Annotated in this window: 19 protein-coding genes and 2 pseudogenes; 16 read left to right on the top strand and 5 right to left on the bottom strand. The window is 69.8% G+C overall.

Annotated elements, in window-relative coordinates; genetic code table 11:
- The first annotated feature begins 322 nt into the window (after positions 1–322).
- The 3 genes and pseudogenes from ACIPPS_RS05770 to ACIPPS_RS05780 all read left to right on the top strand — a co-directional run bounded on the left by ACIPPS_RS05770 (position 323) and on the right by ACIPPS_RS05780 (position 2,789).
- On the top strand, positions 323–1,903 hold the full coding sequence (locus ACIPPS_RS05770; protein WP_401427297.1) for a PP2C family protein-serine/threonine phosphatase: 1,581 nt from the start codon (positions 323–325) through the stop codon (positions 1,901–1,903).
- A 50-nt stretch (positions 1,904–1,953) separates the two neighbouring features.
- Positions 1,954–2,310, top strand: a pseudogene (locus ACIPPS_RS05775) (cobalamin-binding protein); the annotation flags it as partial.
- 44 nt (positions 2,311–2,354) lie between these two features.
- A complete protein-coding gene (locus ACIPPS_RS05780; RefSeq protein ID WP_401427299.1) occupies positions 2,355–2,789 on the top strand; it encodes an STAS domain-containing protein in 435 nt (144 codons plus the stop codon).
- A 105-nt stretch (positions 2,790–2,894) separates the two neighbouring features.
- On the opposite strand, the gene ACIPPS_RS05785 is transcribed toward ACIPPS_RS05780, so the two are convergent.
- Entirely contained in the window at positions 2,895–4,073 is a 1,179-nt protein-coding gene (locus tag ACIPPS_RS05785) for a PP2C family protein-serine/threonine phosphatase (RefSeq protein ID WP_401427301.1), read from the bottom strand.
- Between the two features lie 53 nt (positions 4,074–4,126).
- Here ACIPPS_RS05785 and ACIPPS_RS05790 point away from each other — a divergent pair, with 53 nt between their 5' ends.
- Positions 4,127–4,636, top strand: a complete 510-nt coding sequence (locus ACIPPS_RS05790) for a MarR family transcriptional regulator (protein ID WP_401427303.1) — start codon at positions 4,127–4,129, stop codon at positions 4,634–4,636.
- A gap of 355 nt (positions 4,637–4,991) precedes the next feature.
- On the opposite strand, the gene ACIPPS_RS05795 is transcribed toward ACIPPS_RS05790, so the two are convergent.
- Positions 4,992–5,831: a YihY/virulence factor BrkB family protein gene (locus tag ACIPPS_RS05795; protein WP_401427305.1), complete on the bottom strand. Its 840-nt coding sequence runs from the start codon at positions 5,829–5,831 to the stop codon at positions 4,992–4,994.
- A 154-nt stretch (positions 5,832–5,985) separates the two neighbouring features.
- Here ACIPPS_RS05795 and ACIPPS_RS05800 point away from each other — a divergent pair, with 154 nt between their 5' ends.
- Positions 5,986–6,315: a hypothetical protein gene (locus ACIPPS_RS05800; protein WP_401427308.1), complete on the top strand. Its 330-nt coding sequence runs from the start codon at positions 5,986–5,988 to the stop codon at positions 6,313–6,315.
- Positions 6,316–6,493: 178 nt separating this feature from the next.
- Here ACIPPS_RS05800 and ACIPPS_RS05805 read toward each other — a convergent pair whose 3' ends face one another.
- Entirely contained in the window at positions 6,494–6,913 is a 420-nt protein-coding gene (locus ACIPPS_RS05805; RefSeq protein ID WP_401427310.1) for a PRC-barrel domain-containing protein, read from the bottom strand.
- 352 nt (positions 6,914–7,265) lie between these two features.
- On the opposite strand from ACIPPS_RS05805, the gene ACIPPS_RS05810 reads away from it, so the two are divergent.
- The 5 genes and pseudogenes from ACIPPS_RS05810 to ACIPPS_RS05830 form a co-directional block, all read left to right on the top strand.
- A complete protein-coding gene (locus tag ACIPPS_RS05810; protein ID WP_401427313.1) occupies positions 7,266–7,712 on the top strand; it encodes a PRC-barrel domain-containing protein in 447 nt (148 codons plus the stop codon).
- Between the two features lie 759 nt (positions 7,713–8,471).
- Positions 8,472–8,732, top strand: a complete 261-nt coding sequence (locus tag ACIPPS_RS05815) for a hypothetical protein (RefSeq protein WP_401427315.1) — start codon at positions 8,472–8,474, stop codon at positions 8,730–8,732.
- Positions 8,733–9,329: 597 nt separating this feature from the next.
- Entirely contained in the window at positions 9,330–9,791 is a 462-nt protein-coding gene (locus ACIPPS_RS05820) for a DUF4279 domain-containing protein (RefSeq protein WP_401427317.1), read from the top strand.
- A gap of 292 nt (positions 9,792–10,083) precedes the next feature.
- Positions 10,084–10,494, top strand: coding sequence for a RidA family protein (locus ACIPPS_RS05825; RefSeq protein WP_401427319.1), 411 nt, complete (start codon positions 10,084–10,086; stop codon positions 10,492–10,494).
- Positions 10,495–10,536: 42 nt separating this feature from the next.
- Positions 10,537–10,935 (top strand): annotated as a pseudogene (locus ACIPPS_RS05830) (hypothetical protein); the annotation flags it as partial.
- Here ACIPPS_RS05830 and ACIPPS_RS05835 read toward each other — a convergent pair.
- Positions 10,919–11,407: a GNAT family N-acetyltransferase gene (locus tag ACIPPS_RS05835; RefSeq protein ID WP_401427321.1), complete on the bottom strand. Its 489-nt coding sequence runs from the start codon at positions 11,405–11,407 to the stop codon at positions 10,919–10,921. The pseudogene ACIPPS_RS05830 and the gene ACIPPS_RS05835 sit on opposite strands and share 17 nt — an antisense overlap.
- A gap of 222 nt (positions 11,408–11,629) precedes the next feature.
- On the opposite strand from ACIPPS_RS05835, the gene ACIPPS_RS05840 reads away from it, so the two are divergent.
- Together ACIPPS_RS05840 and ACIPPS_RS05845 are read left to right on the top strand one after the other, a co-directional pair.
- A complete protein-coding gene (locus tag ACIPPS_RS05840) occupies positions 11,630–12,274 on the top strand; it encodes a hypothetical protein (protein ID WP_401427324.1) in 645 nt (214 codons plus the stop codon).
- 685 nt (positions 12,275–12,959) lie between these two features.
- Positions 12,960–16,862 carry an SNF2-related protein gene (locus ACIPPS_RS05845; protein ID WP_401427326.1) on the top strand — a complete coding sequence of 1,301 codons (3,903 nt, stop codon included), beginning with the start codon at positions 12,960–12,962 and terminating at the stop codon, positions 16,860–16,862.
- A 468-nt stretch (positions 16,863–17,330) separates the two neighbouring features.
- On the opposite strand, the gene ACIPPS_RS05850 is transcribed toward ACIPPS_RS05845, so the two are convergent.
- Positions 17,331–17,894 (bottom strand): pentapeptide repeat-containing protein, encoded by a 564-nt coding sequence (locus tag ACIPPS_RS05850; RefSeq protein ID WP_401427328.1) that lies wholly within the window; start codon positions 17,892–17,894, stop codon positions 17,331–17,333.
- Between ACIPPS_RS05850 and ACIPPS_RS05855 the strand changes: the two genes are divergently transcribed.
- The 4 genes from ACIPPS_RS05855 to ACIPPS_RS05870 all read left to right on the top strand — a co-directional run bounded on the left by ACIPPS_RS05855 (position 17,855) and on the right by ACIPPS_RS05870 (position 21,465).
- Positions 17,855–18,343, top strand: coding sequence for a hypothetical protein (locus tag ACIPPS_RS05855; protein WP_401427330.1), 489 nt, complete (start codon positions 17,855–17,857; stop codon positions 18,341–18,343). The two genes, ACIPPS_RS05850 and ACIPPS_RS05855, sit on opposite strands and share 40 nt — an antisense overlap.
- A gap of 200 nt (positions 18,344–18,543) precedes the next feature.
- The gene (locus ACIPPS_RS05860; RefSeq protein WP_401427332.1) at positions 18,544–18,768 is read left to right on the top strand and encodes a DUF6480 family protein; all 225 of its coding nucleotides are present in this window, start codon (positions 18,544–18,546) and stop codon (positions 18,766–18,768) included.
- A gap of 271 nt (positions 18,769–19,039) precedes the next feature.
- A complete protein-coding gene (locus tag ACIPPS_RS05865) occupies positions 19,040–20,224 on the top strand; it encodes a zinc-dependent alcohol dehydrogenase (protein WP_401427335.1) in 1,185 nt (394 codons plus the stop codon).
- Positions 20,225–20,232: 8 nt separating this feature from the next.
- Positions 20,233–21,465 (top strand): aromatic acid exporter family protein, encoded by a 1,233-nt coding sequence (locus tag ACIPPS_RS05870; protein ID WP_401427337.1) that lies wholly within the window; start codon positions 20,233–20,235, stop codon positions 21,463–21,465.
- The last annotated feature ends 87 nt before the right edge of the window (positions 21,466–21,552 follow it).

Genomic DNA, 21,552 nt, shown 5'->3' on the forward strand with positions numbered 1-21,552 from the left:
TCACGTTCCGGTGGGGAGTCGGTGGCGGGAGCTTCCGAAACGGTGTGCGGTGGCGGGTCGTTGACCTTTCTGGCTTGCGTCCGTGTGTGTGTGGGGGGTGTGCGTGCTCGGTGTGGGGGAGGTGCCGGAGGCGCTCGCTGTGGGAAGCCTGGTTGCCATCGTGGGGCGAGGTGGAAGATAGTTGCTTGAGTGCAAGTGTTTCGACGCGATGAGGTGAGGGGTTCGCGCAGCGGGCCTTCCATGTGTGGTGAATGACATCCAGGCAGTTCCCGCTTCGTCCACGAAGGGTTTCCCGTGGGCCGAGGCTCCCTATCCCGTACTGGTGGCTGACGACCGGGCGGTTGTGCGGTTCGTCAACGACGCGGTCGGCCTGGTCTTTCCCGGCGTCTCCCCAGGCACTCCCGTGGGAGAGGCCCTGCCTGACTGGTTGGCATCGGCCCACGCGGAAGTGACCAGGTCGTTTCGTCGCCGCCCGGATACCGGATCGCATCCGACGGCGCAGGGTCCGGTCGGGGAGCGCGTCTTCGAGGCGCATCCGATCGCCCAGGACGATGGCACGGTGGTGTGGTGGCTGGTCGATGACACCGACCATCGCTTGGCGCGGGAGGCCCTGCACATGGAGAGGGAGCGCACCGCGTTCTTGACCCAGGCGTCCAATGTGCTGCTGTCGTCGCTGAATCTGGATCGGTGCATGGACGTGACCGCGCAGATGGCGGCGGCGCATCTCGCGGACGCGGCTTTGGTCATCGCGCCCGCCCGGGGTCGCGTGCTGCCGGTGGTGTCGTGTGTGCGCGGCGGTGTGCCTCAGGCATCGTCGCTGACGGTCGACCCCGCTCAGGTGCCGGGTCTGGCTGAGGCGCTGCAGGGTTTTCCTCCGGTCCCGTCCCGCTGGATCGACCGCGAGGCCGCTCCTGCCTGGCTGGTTCCGGAAGGGTTCGGTGCGGTCGGCTCGATCGTCATCACTCCGCTGCCCGGCCACGGTGTGCCGGCCGGTGCCCTGGTGCTGCTGCGGCGCGGCGACCGGGTGGCGTTCACGGAGGGCGAGGAGGTTTTCGCCCGACTGTTCGCGGCCCGCGCCGGCGCCGCGATGTCGGCCGCCCGCCTGTACACGGAGCAGGCGTCGATAACTGAGATCCTGATGCGTGACCTGTTGCCTCCCGCGTTGCGCCAGGTCTCGGGCGTCGACTATGCGGGCGGTTACCGGCCCTCGAAGGATCATGAGCGGGTCGGTGGCGACTTCTACGATGTCCACCCGTCCGTCACCGAGGACGGCGCGTCCCTCGTTGTACTTGGTGATGTCTGTGGCAAGGGTCTGCAGGCGGCCGTGATGACGGGGAAGATCCGCAATACGATGCACGCGTTGCTGCCGATGGCGGACGACCATCAGCGGATGCTGAGCCTTCTCAACACTTCGCTGCTGAACACCGAGAACGCTCGCTTCGCCACGATGGTGCTCGCCTCCGCGGCCCGGGCGGGGAGTTCGGTGGAGTTGCGGTTGACCAGTGCGGGTCATCCTGCTCCTTTGATTCTGCGTTCCGACGGCCGGGTGGAGGAGGCGCCTACCCGCGGCACGCTGGTCGGAGTGCTTCCCCGTCTGGTTGCGGAGACGGCGAGGGTCACTCTGGCCCCCGGCGAGACCTGCGTTCTGTACACGGACGGGATCAGCGAGGCCCGTGGTGGTCCGCTGGGCGACACGATGTTCGGCGAGGAGCGTCTGCGCCGGGCTCTGTCCGAGTGCACGGGGATGCCTGCGGAGGCCGTTGTGGAGCGGGTGCAGATGCTCGCCTCCCAGTGGTTGGGCGATGGCAAGCACGATGACATGGCGGTCGTGGTGATCGCCGCTCCCCGTACCAACCACCTCAGCGCCGTTGACGGCCGCACGCGGGGCAGGTTCACCGCGTGAATCCCGTGACGGTCTGCCCACCCGACCAGCTTTTCATCGAGCTGCGGGATGCCGTCCGCGGGCGTATCACGGTCGGGTGTGTGGACGGCGAGTGGCACGTGCTGCCCGCCCGTCTGCCCACCGCGCACACGACGATCACCGCCCGCCAGGCTGTCGGAGTTCCTGTACTGGTCGGCGGAGCCGTCTTTGGCCCCGGCGGCCGGTATGCGCGCCAGTTCCGCGCTGACGCCTGGGCCCCGGATGCCCGCGCCGCGGCCGACGAGCCGGCCGGTCGGCCGCTTCTGCGGCCGCAACCGGATCACCGGCCGATCGACGACCTGCGGCAGCCGACCGACCAGGAGTACACCCTTGCCGCCCGGGGACTGAAGAACTCCCCCCGAGCCACCGGCACCCTCCTCGCCGGTGCCACTTGCCTGACCAGTACCCCTTTGACTGTTTCCGGGATCGCCGAATGACCAGCCTGCCTCACCCGTCTCAGCTGCCGCTCCGCCTGACGCATGTGGACGGGCCGGATACCGCGCGCTTCGAACTGCACGGGGATCTCGACCACTTTTGGGCCGATGTCCTGCAGGAGGCGGTGGAGCGGGTGTTGGCAGAGCGCGGCGGCCTGCTGGATGTGTACCTGCACTGCGCGGGTCTGACCGCGGTCGACTCCTCCGGGCTGTCGGCCTTGCTGATGATCCGCCGTCGGACCGGTGCGGCAGGGGTGCGACTGCACCTCGAGGACCGGCCGTCGCGGATGGACCGGCTGCTGGAACTGACCGGCACGCTCGACTACCTCACCACCCCCGAGGCAGAGGCGCAGGGCACCGTCGCGACGTCGACCCAGCGCTCCGTGGGTGCCGAGGAGCCGATATCGATCCGGTCCGACACCACGGACGGCTGACACCACGTGTGCGGACAGCGGCTGCGAGCGGCCCCCGTGGACCAGGGCTCCATGGGCGCGGGGTGTCAGGTCCGTCGAGGGCCTGCCCGCTCCGGGCGTGTCGGGCTACGGCGCGCCGGCGGGACGGCCGTGCCAGTCGAGGCAGACGACCATGGCGTCGTCATCGGCTTCGATGACTCCGCGGTGACCGGCGAGCTCATGGAGGACGGCACGGGGAACCTGGGAGGCGGGCAGCAGGCGGGTATGGGCCAGGGCTCGGGCGAGGGCGCGTTCGCTGTACCGTTCGCCGGCGGGCGAGGCGACGTTGTAGACGCCGTCGCTGACGAAGACGAGGCGGTCTCCTGGCTCGGTCTGGATTGTCTCGGCGGTGTAGAGGGTGTCCTCGAACGCGCCGAGTGGCAGTTGGGAGTCCAGTTCGATCTGCTCGGCCTTGCCTTCCCGCAGCCGCCACATCCTGGGGGAGCCGGCGTCGACGATCTCGGTCGCGCCGGTGGCCAGGTCGAAGCGGAGCAGCAGGACCGACAGATGCTGGCGGCCTCGGTGCTGGCCGTAGACGGCCTGGTCGGCGAGGTAGGCCTGGTCGGTGAGGGACAGTCCGGCTCGCCGGGCGTTGCGCAGGGCGTTGACTGCCAGGTTGGTCAGCAAGGCGGCTTCGATGCCCTCGCCCATGCCGTTGGTGACGGTCACGGTGAGGTGGTCGGACGAGGTCGACCAGTCGAAGTTGTCTCCGTAGATGGCGTAGGCAGGCTCCAGCTGGGCGCCGATCTCGTATTCGGGCCGCGTGCAGGATCGGCCCGGCAGCAGCTGCCACTGCATCTCGGCGGCGAGGGTCAGCCGGTTGGCGCGCCGGGCTTGCAGGTAGAGGTCGGTGTCCCGCTCGCTCACCAGGATCTCGTGGCCCAGTACCTCACCGATCTCCAGGAGTTCCCGCTCGGTGTCCGCGTCGAGCCTTCCCGCGGGGAGGGTCACGGACAGGACGCCGATGCGGTCGCCACGGACGCTCACCGGCAGGTGCACGGTGACGGAGTCCTCCTCGGGGGAATCCTCGGTGTGGGGCTGCTGCCAGTTGAACGCGCGGCCGGCGCCGCTGGTGTGCATCTGGAGGGGTTCCGTGGTGTAGGGCAAGGTGGTGACCGGTTGCAGTATGGTCATCGCGTAGTCCGCCATGAGCAGCGTCACGTCCGCAGCCCCGTAGTGCACGCCCAGGCCCTCGCTGAGGACGTGCGGGAGAGCGTCGGGCGTGGCGGAGCGCAGGGCGCGCTCGACCGCGGTGAATCTGTCCATCGTTCGGTTACCGCCTCATGTTGAAGAACGCGTTGCGAAGGGGAACTCCGTCCATGTCACGGCGACCGGAGGAAGCGTTGCGGCAGAGCAGCGCGGGGGATGCCGCTGCCAGTACGGCCCGCGAGGTTCTGGAGCTGCTCGAAGTGATGTGGTCCCAGGCGGAGAACGCTTCACCCGCTCCTCTGTCCGTTTCGCAGGTGCGGGTGCTCTATGTGCTGGAGCAGGAGCAGATCGTGAACCTACGGACGCTCGCCGAGAAGCTGAACTCGACGCCGTCGTCGACGAGCCGGATGTGCGACCGGCTGCATGCGGCCGGGTTCATCGACCGGAGCCACAATCGTGCCGACCGCAGGGAGTTGGAGCTGCGTATCTCGCGCCGTGGCGCGGGCTACCTCGCGGGGCTGCGTGCCCGGCGCGAGGAGGTCCTGGGCGGGCTGCTGGGCAGGATGGCCCCGAGGGACCGTGCCATGCTGATGCGCGGCCTGCTCGCGGTGCGGGGTGTGGCCGAGGACGCGGAGCGCAGCCATGCGACGGAGGCCCCCGCGCAGGCGGATTCGGCCTGAGGCCGACGTCTGCCGGACCGGTCCACGGTTCCCCTTTCTGAAACTGCCGCAGGACGGTCGCCCCACCGTACGGCTGCCGCGTCAGATTCCCGCCTGATGAGGACACTTGTCAAATGGCAAGTATCGGTCCGGGCCACACCATGCCCGCACTCGGGGCCCGGGAGGGAGAGCCGGTGACGGGTCGCGGTGATGCCGATGGCGGTGGGAGACGGTCAGGTGCCTGTGGTGCGGTGCCTGCGGTGCGGTGCCTGCGGTGCGGTGCATGCGGTGCGGTGCCTGCGGTGCGGTGCATGCGGCCCGGTGCCGGGGCCTGCCCGCGGCTCCGGTCCGCTGCCGCATCGTATTCCGGCACACCTCACGCCGGACGTTGCCGCTCAGGGCCGTGGGCGAGTTCCGCTGTGAATTGTGCGCCGGCAAGCAGGGAGAGGTGGGAACTCCACAGCCAGACGAGGAATACGATCACTCCGGCGAGGGAGCCGTAGAGCCTGCTGTAGGTGCCGAGGCTGGTGGCGTACAGGGCAAAGGCCGCTGATCCGGCCAGCCAGAGCAGTACGGCGAGCACCGCTCCCGGCAGGGCGTGGGAGGAGGCCCGAGCAGGTGTCGGGCCGGTGCGGAAGAGGACGAGGACCAGGAGAGCTACCAGGCCCAGCAGCGCCGGCCACTTCAGCAGCGTCCAGGCGGCCGCGGAAGTGGGCAGCCAGTCGGCGAGAGCCGAGGCCATGGGCGGGGTGAGGACGACGACGGCGGCGCTGGTCACCAGCAGGCCAAGGAGAAGAGCTGCGTTGAGAACGATGAGCGGTGCCGTGTGCAGGGTTGGGCGCCGGTGGTCGACACGGTGCATGGTGTGCAGGGCGCGACGGAACACGGCGAGGTAGCTCGAGGCCGACCACAGCGAACTGACGCTACCCGCGCCAATCAGCATCCAGGCGGCGGAGCTCTCGTTCGCGAGTCCCCGCAGCGTCTCCTGAAGAGTGGCGCCGGACTCGGCCGGCGCCCATGAAGCTATCTGGGAGATCAGCCGATCTGTCGCCTCCGGGCTCACGAGGCCGGTCAGAGTGACCGCGACGAGCAGAGCAGGTACCAGGGCGAGGATCGCGTAGTAGGTCAAGGCGGCGGCCCAGTCGGCCACGTCGTCACGCCACATCGCTGCGGGGACCGTCCGCAGCGCCGGCCACCAGTGCCGGACGGTTCGCACGCTCTGGGAAGTCTTGGAGGTTCGGGTCCGCAGGAGAGTCAAACGTCCCGATGGGCGGGGGCGAGAGGGGATCATCCGGGCCGCTTTCACCAGTTCACGTCGACAGGGCCGTGTTCGCCTACCCGCCGTGCTGAGGGACAGACGCTGCAGCGCGGTGCCGTTCCTGGCGGCCGGACGGATCCGCTCCACGTCGGGCGCGTGCGTGCCTTCACGTGTCGTTCTCGCGCGCGGATTTCATCTCGTCGCGATCGACATGAACAACGGCCGCGAGATCTGGCCCACCGCTCTTCCCGCCCTCGATACCTGGGCGAGCCGCCTGCAGCCCCGCACGGTGTGCCGGCAGCGGCAACGCCGTCCTCCTTCGGGGGGACGACCTGCCGATCCGGTGGACACGCTCTTCGTGGACGAGGGCCGGCTCATCGGCGCCCGGTTCGAGTCGGACGGGTCACGGAGCAGGCCCTTCACGTCCTACGGACGCCGCTGATCGTCGCCCCCTGGCCGTCACCCTCATGTCGCTCCTGACAGCGACGTCCGGTTCTGTCGTCACATGTCAGGCCCGCTCAGAAGTGAGGCGAGGGCGACGGCAGCTTCGTACGTCTCGGCGGTCTTGTCGTATCGGGTTGCCGACCCGTTCAACGGACGCCGGGCTCGGACCAGAGGCGTCAGCGCCGGAAGGTCGAGACTGGGTGCCCATAACCCATCCCCCAGAAGGGGGCGACGCCGTAGTACGCGTAGACCTCGTCGTAGTAGGGGCTCTGGTCGACCAGGTCGGGGTCGTAAGCCGGGGCTCCAGCCACCTCGTGGGGGGACTGGCCGACACACACCTGCTGGTCAGTGATGCGGATGATGGCGTCCACGGGAATGAACGTCTTCTTCTCCCCCAGCCCCAGGAAGCCGCCATGTTCCACGAGGAGGAAGCGGACCTTGCCCTCTTCGGCATCGATAAGCAGATCCGCCACCTTTCCCAGCACCTCGCCGTCGGCGGAACTCACCCTGCGGCCGCGCACGTCTTCCTCGGGTGAGGCGACCGTCTGGTCCGAGTCGCCAAGCCGGCTGAGGACGGGAATATGGCTGGTGCTCACTTGGAAGCTCCTTTGCGTTGGGCGGAGCGCGCCACACCTTGCGTGCGCCGTGGAGCTGTGTCTGTGCCCGCATAAACAGATCTCATGTCCCAGCGTGAGGTGTGTGGTGTCACCTGCTCGGCAGATGACCGCACATTCCTGCCATGTGGGTTCAGCTGGCGGGCGCGCGCAGGGTGGGCACGTCCGTCATCGTTCACCGCCTCCGCTTCGCGACCGGGAGGGGCCACCACCAGCTGGCAGGACTGCCTGGTGTTCACAAACATCGACTGACGCTCCTTGGGGCTTTTGTCTCGGGTGTGCCCGGGTAGGCGCCGAGTGACAGGGTGCGTGGCAGGGCAGGCAAGGAGTGGTAGTGATCACCGAACAGCAGCTTGCGGCCATGGGCGGATGCCGGGTCGAGACCGTGCAAGGGCAGTCAGTGGGCGTGGTGGGCTACTTCCTCGTGGACGACACGACGGGGAGGCCCGAGTGGGCGCGGATCACTGAGCAGGGGTCCGGTCCGGGCGGGGTTTTCGTCCCGCTGCGCCAAGCCGTATTGAGTGATGGGTGCCTCACGGTGCCGTATCCCGGTGCCCTCATCGAGGATGCGCCTTGCGCCGGGTTGGAGCCTGAGGGCGTGTTGACCGTGGCCCAGGAGCAGGGGCTGTTCGAGCACTATGGAATCAGGGCCGTGCGCGAGGAAACGCAGGCCCAGGGCGGGGCGGGGTGGGCAGAGATGGACCGGGCGCAGGCCATCCGCGAAGGCACTGACGGCCACGAGAGCGACCGTTCCCGCCTACGTTCCATGCGGTCGGCGTAAGTTGGCGCGCCTATGATGTCGGGCCGCCGGCCCGGCTCGCCCTCAGCATGCTCGCCGCGTGTCCGCGGGAACGCCCGGCGGCTGGGCAGGCTGGGGAGGTGCTCGAGGCTTTCCCGGTCATGAGAGACGCGGCGACCCAGGCCGCCCCGGTCGCCGATGTGCCACTGTCGCACCGGCTGCCGGCACACCCGAGCGATACGACAACGGCCGGCACGAGCAGCAACGGGCCGGCGGTCGAAGGGGCAGCGTCCTGGCGGCGCTCGATCGCGCGGCAGAGGTGGCCGGGCTGTTGGCCGTATTCATCGTGTTGCCGTTCGGTTCCGTGGATTCCCCACCGCGGCGTCGACAGTTGGACCTCACGAGCAGAGCGGCCCACCAGGAATCGCTGGTGGGCCGCTCCTGAGTGAGCGGCTCGGTCGATTGCGTACCCCTCAGTCCATTCATCCTTGTCCACGACGAACTCCTGCACGGAGAAGCAGTCCGGCTCGCCGCTGAAGCCTGGGAGAGGACGGGCCCCTTCGATCCGGGCCCGTGCGACGTCCCTGCTCGAGTAGGTTCCGAGCGGTTTCACGTCGTCCCCACGCCGGTCAGGGGATGGCAACTGCGGGAGGGCAAGGGCACGGGTCGGCTGTGACAGGCGTCCCCGGGCAGACGAGTGCGCATCCCAGAATGAGGAGGGCGGTTCTCCGACCAACACGAGCCTTCGGGTGAGTCCGCGTCGAGGTATCTGGGCCCGCCGTCGTACTGCGGTGAAGCGGCGTGACCACGCCACCGTGGGCGGAGCAGATCGTCAAGGTCACCGGTGACGATGCCGATGGCATCGTTCTGGACGGGTACGAGCCGGTGCGCGAAGTGCTGGCCCTGTCCGACACATGGTGGCGCGGAGCAGACTCGCTGATGGCGGTCTACGCAGGGGAGGCCGAGGCCCTCTCCTTTTCCCGGGGCCGTACTGCGTTCATCTACTCCGGCCTGGATGAGTGGGGCCTGCGAGGAGGAGGTGTCAAGGACAGCGACAGCTGAGGACCACAGAGCGTTCACGGGCCGCCTATTTCGAGCAACGCTCAACGCCACCAACGAAGCTCGTGGCGGCGTACAGGTCACAGTGCCCAGGCGAGTACGGGTGAACGTGCTCGGGCGGGTGTTCGGACCGACGCCATCGAGCCCTCACCCCTTCCCGCGTCCACGGGGGCCCTCTTCTTCGTTCGTGCCACGAGCCCTGCAGACACCGGAGCCCCGGCACATTCAGCACGGGCACACCTGACGGCGCCACGTTGCTGACCGGACGTGGGCCGTTACCGGGAAGAGGGCGTCGAGCCGAGATGTTCCGGCGCCTGCGGCGAGCCGGGGTATTCCTTCCCTCGTGGCCCTGCCGGTCTCGTCCTGCGCTTCGCACCCGGCCCACCCCTCTTGGACGGCATCCAGGGCGTCGTGGAACGCGACCCCGCAGTCGTCCTCTTGGCCGGTCAGCGGTCTCTACCGCTGGAGCTCCTCGGACCCCAGCCGCGCGGTCCAGCGTCCTGCTACTGAACTTGATCGGGTGATGTCGGGTGGGCAGGCTGCATGGGGAGCCTGAGAATTGCGCTGGCCTGCCGCTGACTGGCCTGCGATCGTGAGGACGTGCCAGAACATTTGACGATGCACTCGCCGTTGCCGGACACGAAGTGGTCGGCCGGATCGATCCGGATCACGAGCCGGACGGTCCGCGCCGAGGAGATCTCGGTTTGCCTGGGGATCGCCCCCGACGAGCAGTTCGAGCAGGGGAGCTTGATGAGTCCCCGAAACCCGAGCAGCGCCCGACGGGAGACCAGCGTCTGGATCCGGCGGAGTGGACTGGGCAGCGACAGCCGGCTTGAGGAGCACCTCGCGGCGCTGGTCCGACTGGCCAACGGGTGTCGTGAGGAGCTGACGCGCCTGTCTGTCGATTGCGATCTGGAACTGTGCCTCGGTTTCGGCAGTGAGAACGGTCAGGGAGGCTGCGTCCTGCCGGCCCACCTGCTCGCCGAGGTCGGCGGGCTGGGGCTCGACGTCGTTCTCGACCTCTATCCGCCCACGTCAGAGAGGGATGTCGTTGGGGGGTGACCGTCGCCTCCGGCAATGCGGGGGTCGACGGTCTCGGCGGTCAGTCGAGGATGAGGCCGGCGCCGGCAAGGCAGCCGTCGACCCACTCCGGACGGTACTCCCGCCATCGACACGCGTCCGGAGACACGTCGACGCGGCCCGAGCTGTGCGGAACCGCCTGCGGGGCCGCAGCGGGGGATGTCAGAAATGACGCACCGCCATAGGGCGGCGAAGAAAAGGGAGAGCGGGAATCGACGAGGCGTTGGCAGGATGCCCGTACTCGACACCCCCATAGGAAAGGACCCCGACAACCGTGGCTCGTGCTATCACTTTGATCCGCTCCGCCTCCCTGTCCGACGTCGCCGAGTACGCCTACGCGGCCACGGCGCCCGCCGAGTCCCGCCTGATCTTCCTCGCCGGGGCGTGTCCGCTGAACGGTGACGGCTCCACGGCAGCGGTCGGGGACTACGCGGGCCAGGCGGCGAAAGCCGTCGAGAACATGCAGGCTGCTCTCACTGCCTCGGGTGCGTCGCTCCAGGACGTCATCAGTACAAGGGTTCTCGTCGCGTCGGCTCGGCAGGAGGACCTGGTGGCTGCCTGGCAGGTAGTCCGGGACTCGTTCGCTGACCATGACGTCCCCAGCACCTTGATGGGCGTCACCGTGCTCGGTTACAAGGACCAACTCGTCGAGATCGAGGCCGTCGCCGCCGTGCTCGATTCCTGAGACCCCGTGCCTCCCTCACTCGACAACACCGACCGACCGTGGACGAGGGGCGGCCTGACTGCCAAGATCCACCTCGCTTCCGATCCGCATTGCCGCCGACTCGCCTTCGTCCTGAGCGAGGGCCACGCCGCCGACAGCCCCGCTTCATGCCGGTTCTTCAAAAGGTCAAGACCCCAGGTCCCGTCGGACGTACGCGCACCTGGCCCCACGCAGTCGCCGGCGGCAAGGCGTACGCCTCGCCCGCCAACCGCGCCTCCGTGGGCGTTCGGAACATCAAGGCAGTGCGACAAGATCAAGGCGTGGCGAGGGCCCGCCACGCGCTACGACGAGTCACCCCAGAGCTGCCTTGCCGGTCTCCACCTGCGCGGAGGCAGTGATCTGGCTCCGCAGCCTGAGGCCCACATGGTCGCTCCTGGCGGCGACTTCACAGCCCGAACCTGAACCCGTCGTGGCTGCGGATGAATCCGAGCCCGGCATAGAAGCGGTGCGCGTCCTCGCGCTGTTTGTCGCTCGTCAGCTGGACCAGTTCGCAGCCACGCGCGCGTGCCCGCGCGATCGCCCGCTCCATCAAGATCCGACCCAACCCGCCGCCTCGCCGGTCCGCGCGAATCCGCACGGCCTCAATCAGGGCTCGCTCGGCACCTCCCTTGCCGAGGCCGGGGATGTACGTCGCCTGCAGACAGCCCACGACCGTTCCACCCCCATCCTGGCCGTCGGTGTCCTCGACCAGGACCAGCATCTCGTTGCGCGGGTCCTCGTCGATCGCGGTGAAGGCGTGCTCGTACGCCACCGTGACCGTGACAGCCGCCGGGTCCACCACCCGCTCCTCATCGGCGAGGAGAGCGAGCACCGCAGGCAGGTCGGCGCGGGTTGCGGGACGCAGTGTGAGAACGAGGGCGGGCTCAGCAGACATGACACCGACCCTAACCGGCCCGCTCACGCGAAGCGGATGAGGCGACACTCTGTGGCAGCCCTCGGCGCCAGGTGACGGTCTATCGGCATCTGTTCGTCGCGAAGAGGTCAGGGAGGTGCTCGGACTGCCGGGTAAGGGCAGTCGACAGGGCTGATCCGTGGTGTCCCGCGCAGGGTGTCCGCTCCCTCCGGGCCTGTCACAGGCGGCCAGTAGCCTCTCGCCATGCGGACAGCGCTAATGATCTACGACGGCACCACACCGGCCGATTCCGGTGTCCTGCGTACCGGGGGCGTCCCGCTGGCTCCTGCCGGATTCGCCTGGCCCCTGTGCGGCTGCGGGGGACCGCTGCAGTTCTTCGCCCATCTCCCCGTCGAGGACGGTGTCCTGTCGGTGTTCCTGTGCCAGAACGACCCCGGGGCGTGTGAGTTCTGGGACGCGAGCTCCAGCGCGAACAGGGTCTATCTGTTTCCCCGGGAGGAACTTCGGCCGGTAGCCGTACCCGAGGCGGGATTGCCGCTGCTGCCCGCCACCTCGGCCATCCGCACCCACGTCGTGACGGTCGACCCCGAGGATGCCTGCGAGGAGGGTATCGAGCCTGACGCCTACGACCTTGCCCGCTCGGGATGGAAGCGGGAACCCGAAGAACGCTTCGGGAAACAGCGCGAAGTGCTCGGGTCGCTCGGAGGCAGTCCGTCCTACCTTGACGACGACCGCCTGCCCGTGTGTCCCTCCTGCACCGGCACTATGGAGTTCGCGGCACACCTGGAGGAGGGGATAACCCGGGAGACCGCGATGAACCTCGGCGGTCAGCTGGGCTACGTCTTCGTCTGCCGCCCTTGTCGGGAGGGAGCCTTTCTCACGGACTGAGGGCCACCTGCGAGGGGCACTGACGGTGAGGCGGGCGCAGGCTGAGTCGCCCCCTCCGGCTTCCTCACCCGCGTCCCGGAACAAGCACTCGCGGCCCTCCCCACCGGCGCCTGGGAACACGGTCGCCCGCGGACCCGGTGCCTCGCCATGGGGTAATCGGGGGAGGGAGGCGATCTGTCGCGTCGGTGCGACGGAGGACGTCGGCGTTCGTATCCTGTACGCACTCACATCGTCACGCTTCGTGCAGGAAGGCTTTCTCTTGGTTGTGCAGTCTCCGTTCGCCGACGTGACATCGTCTTCGGCTGGTATGCCCCGAGCGCTGTGGTACGAACGGGCGCAGGATGTGGTCGCGTTCGGCGGCTTCGACTCCCGCCTCGCCGCTGAGGCGGAGCACCTCGCGCGAGCAGGTGAGCTGACCTTGAGGGATCTACGGATCCTCCTGCTCGTGACGGGAGATCACCCTGGGTGGCTGCCCGCCCGACGTCGTGCGATCGAGGGCCTGGGCGATCGGCCCGACGTGCCGCAGCAGGTGCTGACGATGCATACGCAGATGGAGGTCTGGCCTCCGCCGACGTACAGGGAGTCATCCGAGCAGCTGCCGCATGGCGGTGTCGTTCACACAGCGGCGATCCGCATCGGGCCTGCGGACGCTCTGTTGACCGGGCCGGTACGCATGGCTCCCCTGATGGCGAGGGCACGCCAGTCCGCGGCCGACGCCATACTCCGGGTCCTGGCCGGCGTCGGGGGCGCGGAGTCCACGTCCGGCGGTGACGGGCCGGAGCGGGTGCGGCTGCCGGGTATGCGGACGGAGGTGCTCGAGGGTCTGCTCACCGTACGGGTCGACCGCTTCGAAGACCCGGGCGACGAGCTACAGGCCGAGCTCGAACGTCGGGTGGCCGGATCGCGTCTGAGACACCGCGACGTGCTGCGGTTGCTCTTCTCCGCCAAGGGTCCTGGCTGGCAGAAGATGCGGCTGCTCGCGCTGGATCAGGCGGCGCGGATGCCTCCGGCGGCGGCGACTCTGTTGCACTGGCAGGCCGAGAAATGTGGCGCGAAGCCCCAACACACGACGTCCAGTTGCCCCCAGGGGTTCAGGTCGGCGTGGAGCTGGGAGGAGCCCGATGGGCGGGTCGTCGCGGGACCCGAGCGCGCCGCCGGAGACCGTCGTACGGCCCTGCACAGCGCGGCAGTCGCCCTTCTCGCGCAGTTGTGCGGGCTTCCGGAGCCGCAGGACCAGGTCCGGGACCGGGCGTCGAAAGCGGCGGCACCGATCCAGCCCGTGCCCGAGGGCCAGGATCCGGTGAAGTACGTGAACAAGTACACGCAGCTGGAGGTGATCACGAAACCGGACTCGACCTTCACTGGCAGGCCGGGGGCCGTCACCTGTACGTACACGTGCCGACATGTGGCCTCCGGCGTGACGGTGCGGGCCACAGCGGCGGCGAAGGGGAAGGGAGAGGCACGCAGGGCGGCGGCCGCGGCGCTGTTGGTGAAGCTGGTTCACCTGGAGACCCAGGAGACCGCGAAGCCCGTCGATCCTTCCCCACCGCCCTCCACTCCCCCGGCTTCCCCGCCGCCTTCGGGTGCTGCCGCGCCTTCGTCGGGGATCCTCATGACGCCAAGCCTTCAGAACAGTACGGTCCCGGATGGGGACGGGCCGCCCGCGCCGCCCGCGATCCCCCGGCCCGCGCGGCAGGTTCCCGCACCGTCCCCGCCAGGTGCCGAGGCGACCTCGGCACCGGAGGGCGCCCTGGCGGCCGCCGCCGTGATCAGTGAGGCGCTCGCGGCCGGCTGTGCTCTCACTCTGGTCCCAGCGACCGACAGGCAACCGGCCGGCGTGCTTCTGTACCGGGCCGACGGCGGGCCGATGCCGGAGGTGCGGCTGCCCGCCCCGCTCACCGCGACCCTCCACCCGCTGATGGTGCCCGCTGCCGCCAGGCCCATCCCGGTTGCGGGGTGGACACTTCCCCTCGGCCACGCCGTACCGGTCCTCCTCGGACAGGACCGGATCGCCGCGTGGCATCCGACGGCTGTGGAGTGGGAGCAGGCGGCGCGCCTGGGCGTGCAGTTGGTCGCCGCCGGGCTCATCTACCCGGCGCTCACCGCCGACGGGGTCGACCAGTGGAGGGTAGGCCCCCTTCCGGCCGATGCCCGCCGGGCGGCCGGCGAGCTCGCTCACCGCATGTCGCCCCATGCCCACGCGGTCGCCGTCAGCGGACGAACCCAGCAGGCGCACGAAGCGGTGTACGCCTTCCTCCACGCGCTGGCCGACACCATGGTGCGTACACCCGCTGCGGCCATGTTCGGCTCCGGCCCGTTCCTGACCACCGACGGCCTCCGTATGCGGGGGACCGACGTCGAGGCCGTACGGCCGTGGCTCGAGGCGCTGGAGGAGCGGCTGGACGACGGCCCGCTACCCGGCCTCGTCCTCGACGTCGCCGAACCGGCCGAAGGCCAGAACCCGGACGGGCGACTGACCGGGCGGCTCCTGCTCGCCTCCGGGCAGGAGCGCCCAGCCGGCGAGGTCCCGGCCCACCTGCTGTGGGCGGGACGCGCCTACCTGCGGGGTGCTGATCGTCACGAGCCGCGCGAGCAGGTCCAGCGCCGGCTGGAACGACTCGCGCGACGGTGCGCCGTACTCGCGGGGCTGATCTCGTCGCCCGAGGCGCTGAAGCTCGACGCCGCAGGGATCCTGCAGCTCCTCCAGGCTGAGGATGAACTGGCCGCCCGCGGTCTCCAGGTGCGCTGGCCTCGCTCCCTCCGGGAAGGGCTGTCCACGTACGCCGTCGTCGGCACCACGCCGAAAACGCCCGTCGCGGGCGTACCGCGGTTCAGCCTTCAGGCCCTGCTCGACTTCCGCTGGCAGGTCGCCCTGGGGGACGACACCCTGAGCGACGCCGAGATGGACGAGCTCGCCGAGGCCGCCCGCCCGCTGGTCCGCGTTCGCGGCCGGTGGGTCCTGCTCGACCCCGTCGTGTACGCACGGGTACGGCACCGTTCGATCGGCCGTCTGGCCGGGATCGACGCGCTCACCGCCGCGCTCACCGGCACCGTCACCGTCGAAGGTCAGCAGATTCCGTGCCGGGCCGTCGGGGAGCTCGGCGGCATCGTCTCCACCCTGCGCCAAGGCGAACACATCTCCCCCGTCGCCCCTCCTGACCGGCTGAAGGGCGTGCTGCGCGGCTACCAGGAGCGGGCGCTGGCCTGGCTCTCCCATACCAGCAAGATCGGTTTCGGAGCCGTCCTCGCCGACGACATGGGCCTGGGCAAGACCCTCACCGCCATCGCGTACACCCTCCACCGGCAGGAGGTCGGGCACACCGGCCCCGTGCTGGTCGTCTGCCCCTCCTCGCTGGTGACCAACTGGCAGCGGGAGATCGGCCGATTCGCCCCCCACCTGCACGTGATCTGCTACCACGGCACCCACAGGAGCCTCGACTCCGTCGGCGAACACACGGTCGTCATCACCACCTACGGTGTCCTGCGCCAGGACGCGAAACTCGCGGCGCGTACATGGGACCTGGTCGTCGCCGACGAGGCCCAGCACGCCAAGAACCACACCTCCGCGACCATCCGGTACTTGCGCTCCCTCACCTCCACGGCCCGCCTGGCTCTCACCGGCACCCCGGTGGAGAACAACCTCTCCGAACTGTGGACGCTGATCGACTGGGCCAACCCGGGCCTGTTCGGCACACTGAAGACCTTCCGTTCCCGCTACGCGGCCGCAGCCGAACGCGAACCCGACGGCCCTGCCGCGCACGCCCTCGGCCGGCTGATCGCGCCGTTCCTCCTGCGGCGCGCCAAGAGCGACCCCGGGATCGCGCCCGAACTGCCGGCCAAGGTCGATACCCGACGGATCGTCGAACTCACCCCCGAGCAGGCCGCCCTGTACGAAGCCGTCGTCCGCGAGACGATGGACCAGATCGCCCACTCCGCCGACGCCGCACGTTCCGGACTGGTGTTCAAGCTGATCACCGCACTGAAGCAGATCACCAACCATCCGGCGCACTACCTCGGCGAATCCCACCCCGGCCCCGTACACGTACGGCAGTTCGCCGGGCGGTCGGCGAAGCTCGAAGCTCTCGCGGAACTCGCCGAGGCAATCGTCCAGCGCGGCGAAGCCGCGCTGGTGTTCACCAGCTACGTCGCCATGGGCGAGCTCCTCCAGCAGCATCTCAGTCACCTGGGCCACCGTCCGATGTTCCTCCACGGAGCCCTGGGCATCCGGCAGCGCCAACACCTCGTCGACGCCTTCCAGAGCGGTCGGACGCCCTTGCTCGTGCTCTCCCTCAAAGCCGGCGGCACAGGCCTCAACCTGACCCGGGCCAGCCACGTCATCCACTTCGACCGCAGCTGGAACGCCGCCGTCGAAGACCAGGCCTCCGACCGCGCCCACCGGATCGGACAGCGGCAGACCGTCGCCGTCCACCGCCTCATCACCCGCGGCACGATCGAGGACCGTATCGACCAGCTCCTGGACCACAAGCGTGCCCTTCAGCGCACGGTCCTCGCCTCCGGCGACACCGGCCTGGCCCGCCTCACCGACCGCGAACTCGCCGATCTCGTCCGTCTGGGAGGACCCGCATGACCCTGGCCCGGCCTCACCAGCACACCACCGCCGGCTGGGCCACCGCCTTCACCGGCGCCTTCCAGGCAGCCGCCACCACCACGACGGTCCTCGTCGAAGGACGCCGGCTCGTCGCCTCCGGCGCCACTGGCCCGATCGCGGTTCAGGCGGGCTTCGCCTCCACCGTGGTCGTCCAGCACGACGGAGCGACCATCCGCCCGCGGCTCGCCGTCCCTGTACTGACCGAGCAGCAGTGGACGACCGCCTACGCCGCGATCGCCGCGGACCCGCTGGTCCGTGACGCCGCGAGCACCAGCAACGTCACCGACCTGCTCACCGACCCCGCCCGCACAGGCGGCGTCTCCCTCATCCCTTCACCCAGCAGCTTCAACTTCACCTGCGCGTGCGGCCGGAGGGCCCTGTGCGCCCACACCGCCGCGGTCGGCTACCTCATCGCCGACCGAGCCCGTACCGCGCCGGGCCTCTTGTTCACCCTCCGCGGCCGTTCCCACAGCCGGCTTCGCACCTACCTGCGCCGGCACGCCGCCCCACCACGGCCGACCGACAACGCCTCGTCGGTCGGCGGGCCCCAGAGCGCAGACTGCCCGGCCTCCGCCGCGGCGGGCGATGGCCGCGTGCCCATCGCACCGCCTTCTCCCCCGCGCGCCGCAGCGGCACCTCCCGGAGCGACCATCGACGCAGCGTCGCCTTCCGAAGCGACTGTCGCCGCAGCGTCGCCTCCCGAAGCGACCGTTGCCGCAGCCTCGCCTCCCGGAGCGACCATCGCCGCAGCGTCGCCTCCCGAAACGACCGTCGCCGCAGCCTCGCCTCCCGAAACGACCGTCGCCAAAGCGTCGCCTCCCGAAGCGACCGTCGACGTACCGGTCCTTCCCGCTCAGGGCATCCGGACCGCCGCCCTGCCCCCGCTGCCCCGAATCGACACGAGCAGCGCCGTGCCGCTCCTCGACGTGGCCAGCGACGATCCCCCGGCTCCACTGCCGGCCCTCGCCACCATGCGGGCGCTCGCCCAGGACGCCGCCCAGCGCGCGGCATCGCTCCTACAGGGGCACGCCCCCCAGGCCCTCGACACCCTCACCGACATCGTCCGGTTCACCACCGGGGCCAGCGGCGCCACTCTCCATACCGCCGCCGACCACCTCGGCCTGCCGCCCCTGCAGATGCGGCACCTCACCCTCGCGTACGAACACGGCGGCCCGCACGGCGTCAGCACCCACCTCACCCCGCACACCACCGACCCCGGCACACTCGCCGACGCCGAAGCCGCCATCCAGCCGCTGCGCCCCTCCCCGAACGCCCCCGTCGAGCGCCATCACAACCAGCTCACCGATCCGCCCGCGGGCGTGCAGCTCCGCCACGGCACCGACGGCCGCTGGTACCCCTACGTCGACCGCTACGGAACCTGGCAGCCAGCCGCCGCTCCCCATCCGGACCCCGCCGCGGCGTACAGGGCCGCCCGCACCGCCCGACGCCAACAACGCTGAGCCGCGTGCGGACGAAGGCGTACGTGATCCTCGACGGCACCGTGCTGCCTATCGGCCGCATCGCCGCCGGCCGCGCCGCTTTCGGCGTCGCCGAGGGGGCGGGCAGCTTATGACCGCGGCGTGCCGCCGCCGGGCATGCCCCCCTTTTCTGCGGGCAGCCGCACGGTGTCCCGCCCGCGCCGGAAACGGAAGGAGGCGTCATGGCCGCCTACAACCCCGACCCGGATCCTCGCAAGGAGCCCCGTCCCCACGGGGGCACGCAACCAGGGGAGACGCCGCCCGCCGAGTCGAGCACGAGTTCGGGCGCCGGCCCGTACCGTCCGCCCAAGCGAGGCTGGGGCAGAGGACCGCTCATCATCATCGTGGCAGTGGCGGTTCTGATCGCCTTGTTCTTCCTGGTCTACGCGATCGTCCTTGCCGTGTGAAACCGCCGGCTGACGGCGAGGCGTCCTCGGCGCGCCCCCTGCCCATCGGGCTCGGTCTGCGGTCCCGCCGGGAGGGGCTGAACGCGGGGCCCGGCCGTGGGAGCCGAGGACGCGCCGACCCCTGATCTCGCGGCCGGGGCATCAGGAGGCAGTGCGCTGCGTAGACCGCTACCCGCGTTGGACGTGGTACCAGGACGGAATCCGTTCCGGACCAGAAGCGGAGGGACGAAGCCGGCAGGCGTCGCCCCCCATCCCGAAGCATGGAGGCACCATGAAGGCCCTGACCTGGCACGGAAAGCGTGACGTTCGCGTGGACACCGTGCCCGACCCCGCCATCAAGGACCCGACCGACGTGATCGTGCAGATCACCACAACCGGTCTGTGCGGCTCCGACCTGCACCTGTACGAGGTGCTCGGCCCGTTCCTCGACGCCGGCGACATCCTCGGTCACGAGCCGATGGGGATCGTGGCCGAGGTCGGCGCCGACGTGACCCGCGTGAAGCCGGGCGACCGGGTCGTCGTCCCGTTCAACGTCTCCTGCGGCACCTGCCACATGTGCGGCCAGGGGCTCCAGTCCCAATGCGAGACGACGCAGGTCCGCGAATACGGCAGCGGCGCCTCTCTCTTCGGCTACACGAAGCTGTACGGCCAGGTGCCCGGCGGGCAGGCCGAATACCTGCGCGTCCCCTTCGGAAACACCCTGCCCATCCCCGTACCGGCCGACGGGCCTGACGACCGCTTCGTCTACCTCTCCGACGTCCTTCCCACCGCCTGGCAGGCTGTCGAGTACGCCGCGATCCCACCCGGCGGCACGGTGGCGATCCTCGGCCTCGGCCCCATCGGAGACATGGCCGCCCGCATCGCCGCCCACCGCGGAGCACGCCTCGTGATCGGCATCGACCTCGTTCCCGAACGCCTCCGGCGGGCCGCCGCCCGCGGTGTGCACACGCTCGATCTCTCCACCCACGGCCAGGACGTCGCCGACGAGGTGCGGGCGCTGACCGGCGGACGCGGCCCCGACGCCGTCATCGACGCCGTCGGCATGGAAGCCCACGGCGCGCCCCTCGCGAAGGGCGCCCAGCACGTGACCACCATGCTGCCCGACGCCCTGGCCGCCAAGATGATGCAACGGTTCGGGGTGGACCGTCTCTCCGCCCTCCACCTGGCCATCGACCTCGTGCGACGTGGCGGCACCATCTCCCTCTCCGGTGTCTACGGCGGAACGGCCGACCCGATGCCTCTCCTGACCATGTTCGACAAGCAGATCCAACTCCGCATGGGCCAGGCCAACGTCTGGCGCTGGGTCGACGACCTGCTGCCCCTCCTCACTGACGCCGACCCGCTCGGTGTGGACGACTTCGCCACCCACCGGGTCCCACTCGCCGAGGCGCCCGCGGCGTACGAGATGTTCCAGAAGAAGCAGGACAACGCGATCAAGGTCCTCTTCACACCCTGAAGATCCGGATGTCGGCCGACCCTGTGGTGGTGGGTCCCCTGCCGTACGAGAACAGCGAGTGGGAGTTCGGGGCACGAGACGTGGAGTGGATGCGAACCTGCAAGGCATGGCTGAACAGGGCGTGGAAGGCGCCCGGGCATAAGCGGAACACGGCTCTGCTGGTGGGGAAGAGTGCGTTGGCGGCGACGCTGGCGTGGTGGATCGCGTACGACGTGCTGCACGCGGCGTCGCCGGCGTTCGCGCCGTTCTCCGCTGTGCTGATCATGAACGCGACGATCTACGAGAGCGTGTGGCGGGCCCTGCGCTACACCGCTGCGGTCATCGTGGGGGTAGCCGTGCAGGCGGCCGTCGGCTTCGTCGCCGGCCCGGACCTGATCGCGTTCGCCCTCGTCGCCGTGATCGCCGTATGCGTCGGGCGGTGGTCGGAGCTGGGTGGGCAGCCCTCTCAGGTCGCCACGGCGGCCTTCTTCGCCTTCTCCACCTATGTCACAGCAGCCGGCACGGAGCAGAGGGTGAGCGGGCTCGGACAGATCGTCGTCCTGGTCCTCGTCGGTTGCGGTCTCGGCCTGCTCGTGAACCTGTGCGTCGCGCCGCCCCTGCGGTACCGCGGCGCCGAGCACGGCCTTCAGGCCCTGGCAGCGGAGGTGGAGGCGCTCCTGGACGACATGGCCGACGGGCTGTGCACGGGTGACATCGCCGCAGACCGTGCCCGGCAGTGGCGCACCGCCGGGGAGAGCGCGCAACGCGCGGTCGCCCAAGCCCGGGCAGGGCTGCGCACGGCGGAGGACAGCCTTCCTTTCAACCCGCGCCGCCTGCTCCCCGCCCACCGCGGGCACCTGACCTTCGACCGCTACCGACAGAGCGTCGACGCGTTGGAGCGCGCCGTCTACCAGCTGGGCTCCCTCACGCGCAGCCTGGAACGCTGGCGCGAGGCGGAGAACACCTACTCCTACGCGCCCACCCTGCGCGCGTACGCGAACTTCGCCGCCAGTCTCCGCGGCATCGCCCACGTCATAGCCGCACTGGAGGCCGACACCCTCACCGAACAGGCCGAGGAGATGTGCCGTCTGGCCACGACCGCTCAGGTCGCTTTGCACACCGTGCTCACCGTGGCCCACGACGACGCGCTGCCGCTGTCGGACGCCTCCCGCCCGTACGGCGTTCTCGTGGTCGAGGCCACCCGGCTGATGGAGGAGTTCCAGAACACCTGCGACGTCCTCAGAACAACCACCGATGCGTGACGCCGCCCGATCTCAAGCCTCTTTACCGGTGGAGGGGGCGAGGCAGAGGCGGCAGCCGGCCCGAACGAGGTCATGGCTGCGATGGCG

The sequence above is a fragment of the Streptomyces sp. NPDC090127 genome (genome assembly GCF_044746945.1).
In the GTDB taxonomy this organism is placed as follows: Bacteria; Actinomycetota; Actinomycetes; order Streptomycetales; family Streptomycetaceae; genus Streptomyces.

Coding starts and splice junctions, on each gene's coding strand:
- ACIPPS_RS05780 (WP_401427299.1), top strand. CDS start 2,355: ATGACCAGCCTGCCTCACCCGTCTCAGCTGCCGCTCCGCCTGACGCAT.
- ACIPPS_RS05785 (WP_401427301.1), bottom strand. CDS start 4,073: ATGGACAGATTCACCGCGGTCGAGCGCGCCCTGCGCTCCGCCACGCCC.
- ACIPPS_RS05790 (WP_401427303.1), top strand. CDS start 4,127: ATGTCACGGCGACCGGAGGAAGCGTTGCGGCAGAGCAGCGCGGGGGAT.
- ACIPPS_RS05835 (WP_401427321.1), bottom strand. CDS start 11,407: ATGTCTGCTGAGCCCGCCCTCGTTCTCACACTGCGTCCCGCAACCCGC.
- ACIPPS_RS05840 (WP_401427324.1), top strand. CDS start 11,630: ATGCGGACAGCGCTAATGATCTACGACGGCACCACACCGGCCGATTCC.
- ACIPPS_RS05845 (WP_401427326.1), top strand. CDS start 12,960: ATGGCGAGGGCACGCCAGTCCGCGGCCGACGCCATACTCCGGGTCCTG.
- ACIPPS_RS05855 (WP_401427330.1), top strand. CDS start 17,855: ATGCGGGCGCTCGCCCAGGACGCCGCCCAGCGCGCGGCATCGCTCCTA.
- ACIPPS_RS05850 (WP_401427328.1), bottom strand. CDS start 17,894: ATGCCGCGCGCTGGGCGGCGTCCTGGGCGAGCGCCCGCATGGTGGCGA.
- ACIPPS_RS05860 (WP_401427332.1), top strand. CDS start 18,544: ATGGCCGCCTACAACCCCGACCCGGATCCTCGCAAGGAGCCCCGTCCC.
- ACIPPS_RS05865 (WP_401427335.1), top strand. CDS start 19,040: ATGAAGGCCCTGACCTGGCACGGAAAGCGTGACGTTCGCGTGGACACC.
- ACIPPS_RS05870 (WP_401427337.1), top strand. CDS start 20,233: ATGTCGGCCGACCCTGTGGTGGTGGGTCCCCTGCCGTACGAGAACAGC.